This is a genomic window from Marinomonas fungiae, from assembly GCF_001418205.1.
In the GTDB taxonomy this organism is placed as follows: Bacteria; Pseudomonadota; Gammaproteobacteria; order Pseudomonadales; family Marinomonadaceae; genus Marinomonas; species Marinomonas fungiae.
This window is the reverse complement of sequence record NZ_LIQF01000033.1, coordinates 1-4,577: the sequence shown is the minus strand read 5'-3', so window position 1 is coordinate 4,577 and position 4,577 is coordinate 1. Positions and strand designations below refer to the sequence as shown.

At 44.6% G+C, this 4,577-nt stretch carries 5 protein-coding genes; all 5 read right to left on the bottom strand.

Annotation, left to right across the window (positions count from 1 at the left end):
* Nucleotides 1-212 (bottom strand): conjugal transfer protein TraG N-terminal domain-containing protein (locus ASC49_RS19500; protein ID WP_141656894.1); only part of this gene is annotated, 212 nt, incomplete at its 3' end.
* 3 nt (nucleotides 213-215) lie between these two features.
* Entirely contained in the window at nucleotides 216-1,604 is a 1,389-nt protein-coding gene (locus ASC49_RS19495; protein ID WP_055464880.1) for a conjugal transfer protein TraH, read from the bottom strand.
* A 2-nt stretch (nucleotides 1,605-1,606) separates the two neighbouring features.
* Nucleotides 1,607-2,551 (bottom strand): thioredoxin family protein, encoded by a 945-nt coding sequence (locus ASC49_RS19490; protein WP_055464879.1) that lies wholly within the window; start codon nucleotides 2,549-2,551, stop codon nucleotides 1,607-1,609.
* A gap of 203 nt (nucleotides 2,552-2,754) precedes the next feature.
* Complete coding sequence (locus ASC49_RS19485) at nucleotides 2,755-3,819, bottom strand: hypothetical protein (protein ID WP_055464878.1); 1,065 nt, start codon at nucleotides 3,817-3,819, stop codon at nucleotides 2,755-2,757.
* 362 nt (nucleotides 3,820-4,181) lie between these two features.
* Nucleotides 4,182-4,577 (bottom strand): hypothetical protein (locus ASC49_RS19480; RefSeq protein ID WP_428838698.1); only part of this gene is annotated, 396 nt, incomplete at its 5' end.

Here is a 4,577-nt window from a genome sequence, read left to right as displayed (position 1 = left end):
ATGGTTGCAAAGACTAGCCATGAGACTAAAACGTGTTGAAAGTTAATCCCACGACCACCTTGCATTAAGGCCTGAACAGAGACCATCAATACCCCAATGAGCAAGCCAATCCGAACCATTGAAGTAAAATCGCCTGTACCAGTGATCATCGCGACAGCGTTCAGGACCTGCTCTAAAAAAGCCGAATCCCCGATGGAATAGATTTCCCACATGACCTATTCCCCCAGCGCCGTAGATTTAACGGTGTAATAACGCTGTTTGCGAATGGTCTGAATCACCTGGTTAAAATGTGCCAGCAACTCTTGCTCTGAGCCGTATCTTCGCTGCAACGCGGCGTATTCCTCATTGATTTGGCGACGTGCACGTTCAAGGTCTTCCGTTAATAACTTCTCATAGGCATGATCTTCCACACCGGAGGTACTTCTAGCTGCATTGAGCATGTCTTCAACCAATGCTCGGGCCATCTCAACAGCAATAAATGGTGCCGCTCTTGAAGCAAACGATCTAGCGGCCCCTTCATTTAATGCAGAAAGAGTTCGAATCATGCCCCCAATGCTGGCAGGAGCCGAGGTCATAAAAGCCTTTTCGGTGGTGCTAGCAGCCCCTGTATTTCGAGCAAACTTAAAAATAATGCCGTTACTAGAACCTGTACCAAGAAGTAAATTTTCTACCTGAGTTGATAACCCGGTAAGAGTCACGTTAGTGATTGTTGGGTTCAGACAACCGTCTTGCGTCACTGTGTCACATCGGTACATAGCGACGTTACCGCCATGAATTAGATGCTCAATAGTCACTTTATTGCCATTCAGCCTGGTCAGTTTTGGGGCTTTACCTTGGCCATCAGCGGCATTAGCAAGATCACCAACAATGATCGAACCAGTCACCGACATAACCGCTTCAAGAAAACGGTCATCCCCCGATGCAAACCAGCTTGATGCCGAGTGACGTTTCAATGCTCGCCAAACCAAATTACCTTTAATCGTTTTGTTCACATCAGATGCCGCGACACTCGAAGCGTTCTCATATGGGTTCTTACCATTGGATTCACTCCAACTGGTAAAAACGTCTCCAGCCCCTTTAAGTGAGCTCAACATGCTGGCTTCTGTTTGCCCCTTTTTACCAAAAGCAGCCAGGGTATCGTTCACGACTCCCTGAGCCATTTGACAGGAATTGCCGAAATACTCGTTCAACTGCTGGATTTTCTTTTGCAGAGTCTCCATGTGCTGGGAGCATTTCTCACACATAGCACTGAGCGCCAATTGGAATGCGTATCCCTTGGCATTTGCCGCTACAGAGCGAAGTAATTGAACAAACTGATCTGCATTAACAAATGACAAACTTCCAGCGAACATATCAATGCCGCCACAACCGGCTTGGAATGACGGAGGCACCATTGAGACGAGGTTCTCGTTCATGATCCTGTTACGGACAACAACACTTCCGCCAGATATAACGCCACGCCGCTGACTCTCGAATACACCAGGCGCAGTGGTGTTGGTCATTGAACCAAACAACTGATTCATCTCCTGTTGCAAGCTTGCTTGGCTCATAGACGAAAAACCAATCGCACAGACGATTAGCGATACTCGTAATACTTTTTTCATCGTTATAACCCTCCTTGTGCACGCAGATAGCGAACAAGGAACTCAGGGTCCTGTAATATCTTCTCGTTAAGCTCTTGGGCTGACATCGCGAGTGACACGCCGGGCTGAACAGGTCTGGTGGCATAGTAAGTTTGATCGTCAATCCAACCGGCTTGATGGGCTGCGAGAATAATTCGATTATTGAGCTCATCAAGGCTCATTGCGCCTTGGCCAATCGGAGTGATGACATTAGGCGGATCAACTAAGAATACGGCAGGGACAGTCGTAACGGACAAGGATTGAGCTTGTCCTGAATCGACTTTGTAATTAGGAAACTCTCCACCAGGTAAAGGCAAGCCATCGACTGCAATAGCAAACACCTCGAAACCATAGTTCAAAGCCATTGATTCGATGATAGGCGCTTGAGCGTGGCAATAAGGGCAATCCGAACGATAGAAGAAGAACAAGCCTGCTCGCTTTGCTACTTCACCTAAAGCTACAGCACGTTGAGCGCCAGCTTCTCGGTCCATCCGATTGGCAGCATAGGTCGCCAAGGGTCTGCGACTGATTTCATCCAAAACAGGATCGCCCATGACCACCTGCTGACTAACATCAGCAAATAGTGAGCCCTTATCCATCATAACGCGCTGAAGATACAGATAGGCTCTGACGTTCTCACTGGTCGGCTCATCAATTGCCTTGTCCATGAACGACTGCATGTGCTCACGAAACCATGCAGCACTGAAGGGCTTTAGCTCGTCCTGACTGGACTCCATGACACCAGCTTCCGGCTCTATCAGCTCATCAGGCTGTTCAGGTTCAGGAATGACCTGATACCAAAACCAGCCTTCCTGACCACGTTGATAGAACGGTCCATCACTGGCATGGGCGGGCAAGATGAATAGAAAGAAAATAATGATTGGGATGGTCACCCATAGGATGAACCAAGGGAACAAGGGGGTTCTCATTGTTAGCTCCAGAAAATTTCATAGAGCTAACATGCTAAAGATCCCGGTAAGTGCGATTGAACAGATAGATGAAGGAATCGTGTGTGTTTCTGACTAGCTGTTGTGACTAGTAACAACAGCTAACGTTAATGAACAAAAGATATGATTTTACGCTTTGAGCGAAAGGCTAAGCCTCAGCATAGCCATCACTTTTATCTCAAAGATTAAGAGATAAGCTTTTGAGCAACAGTTTTTAGTTCAAGTTTTAAGTCGTCAGAAATAATTGGAAGCGCTACACCGTCATCGCCAACAGCTACTGCTGGCCCATAATCATCATAATCTTCACCAGTGTCAGCATTGATTGCCCTGTAACAATCTTTGGTTACGTCGATATCATCCTGTAGACCAACGTAATACCAAAACCACTTTTCAGTTTCACTAATCGTAGCTTCGATTATTTCAATCAACCCTTCGCGTGACGGAGCAACAATCATTTCAGCTTTTAGCCAATCAAGATAAAAACTAATTGGGATTACTGGCTCATCTTCGTCATGACAATGCAAAGCATATCCAATAGCCTCAATCACAACATAAGGATCATCATAAAAATAGCCACTCCAGCAGTGGCTATGGCCGTCACCACATTGATCATAGATTGGTTTCAACGATGAAGGAATTGGAAATACCGCATCATTACTGTTTTCAAATTTCTTTAATACCAGCGTTAAAAGCTCTCGATAATGGACGATTTTCTGGTATTGCTCAGCAACGTCAGACTGAATTACATTAAGCGAATGACCAGCTAGTTTTTTGTTATACCAGAACTCGCCACTTCTGTTATCCGGATTGTCTTCATATTCAGCCAATAATGTCGCAGCTACAACAAGACCAACCAATATCGCTTCTGAGTCATTTGCATCTATGAATGAGGTTAAAACACCTAGCATTCGTGTTTCACCTAATGCTTTTTCAAAAGAAGCCTCAGCATAAAATGCATAAACATCATCTAAAGAGATAATGTTAAATTGCTCCCAAGCTTGCTGGATTCGCTGGCATACTTGAAGCGTAACACCTGCATCAAAATCCAAAGCTTGCAAGCGCTCAAAGCACTGTCTATTTGCGATCTCAAGGTTTTCAACTCTATATTCAGAGGCAACTTGAAATGCCGCGTAGCTTTTAAAGCCGCAAAATGCTGCGAACGCTTCGTATAAATGGCTTTTCTTTATTGATGGAATTGCTGTTTTTAACTCAGAATGAGCCGTAAAAATGATGGGTTTTAAACTTTTCATATACATATCCATATGCTTGAGACAGTTATTAACCGTTATCAATCATTGCTACACACGATTACAACATGATCTCTCAAGCCATGTATGTATAATTAAAATTTAAGTAAATATTGGGTTCTCTATACGCCTTTTCAGGTCAATTTGCTGTTTTTCACTCGTGTGCAAGTGTGGCTAGCGCCACTAAAAAATATATAGGATTTTTGAAATTCAGGCAACCATCACAAAGAAAAACTGAAAACGTATGGATCGTGCAGTTCAAAAAAGGAAAAGATGAATCGACCAGATCAGTGCTCAAGGTAGACCTCTAACGTCTACTTCTGGCACATAAAGCAATATTCAGAAACTTCGAATACTACGTTAGCTCACTTTACTGCAAAAACCGTAACCAACGTTTTCATTGAGTCACCGGGAACCATAACAAAGTGCATTTTGCTCCCCACATGCTGCCAGAACTCGGCCTCTTGAGCATATTTCTTTGCTTTTTGGATAGCGACGTTTTCTGGCAACTGAGTTTTAGTTAGCCCCGAACATAGCAGCTTTGAGCACAAAGCCTTCCAAGGATGCTTAGGTACACTGTCTGCAAACCGTTCTACGAATCGTTCTAGCGCGTGACGAGTCACCACGACAGGTCCAATACTTGGCACATTGATGACTTCATCGATTTCTCTCACTGTAGCATTATCGACGCTGTATTCTTCGAAGGAATGTGAGAGCCAATCGTCCCGCTTCTCTACCGAGATCTGTGCTTCCTGGTATCG

Coding starts and splice junctions, on each gene's coding strand:
- ASC49_RS19495 (WP_055464880.1), bottom strand. CDS start 1,604: ATGAAAAAAGTATTACGAGTATCGCTAATCGTCTGTGCGATTGGTTTT.
- ASC49_RS19490 (WP_055464879.1), bottom strand. CDS start 2,551: ATGAGAACCCCCTTGTTCCCTTGGTTCATCCTATGGGTGACCATCCCA.
- ASC49_RS19485 (WP_055464878.1), bottom strand. CDS start 3,819: ATGAAAAGTTTAAAACCCATCATTTTTACGGCTCATTCTGAGTTAAAA.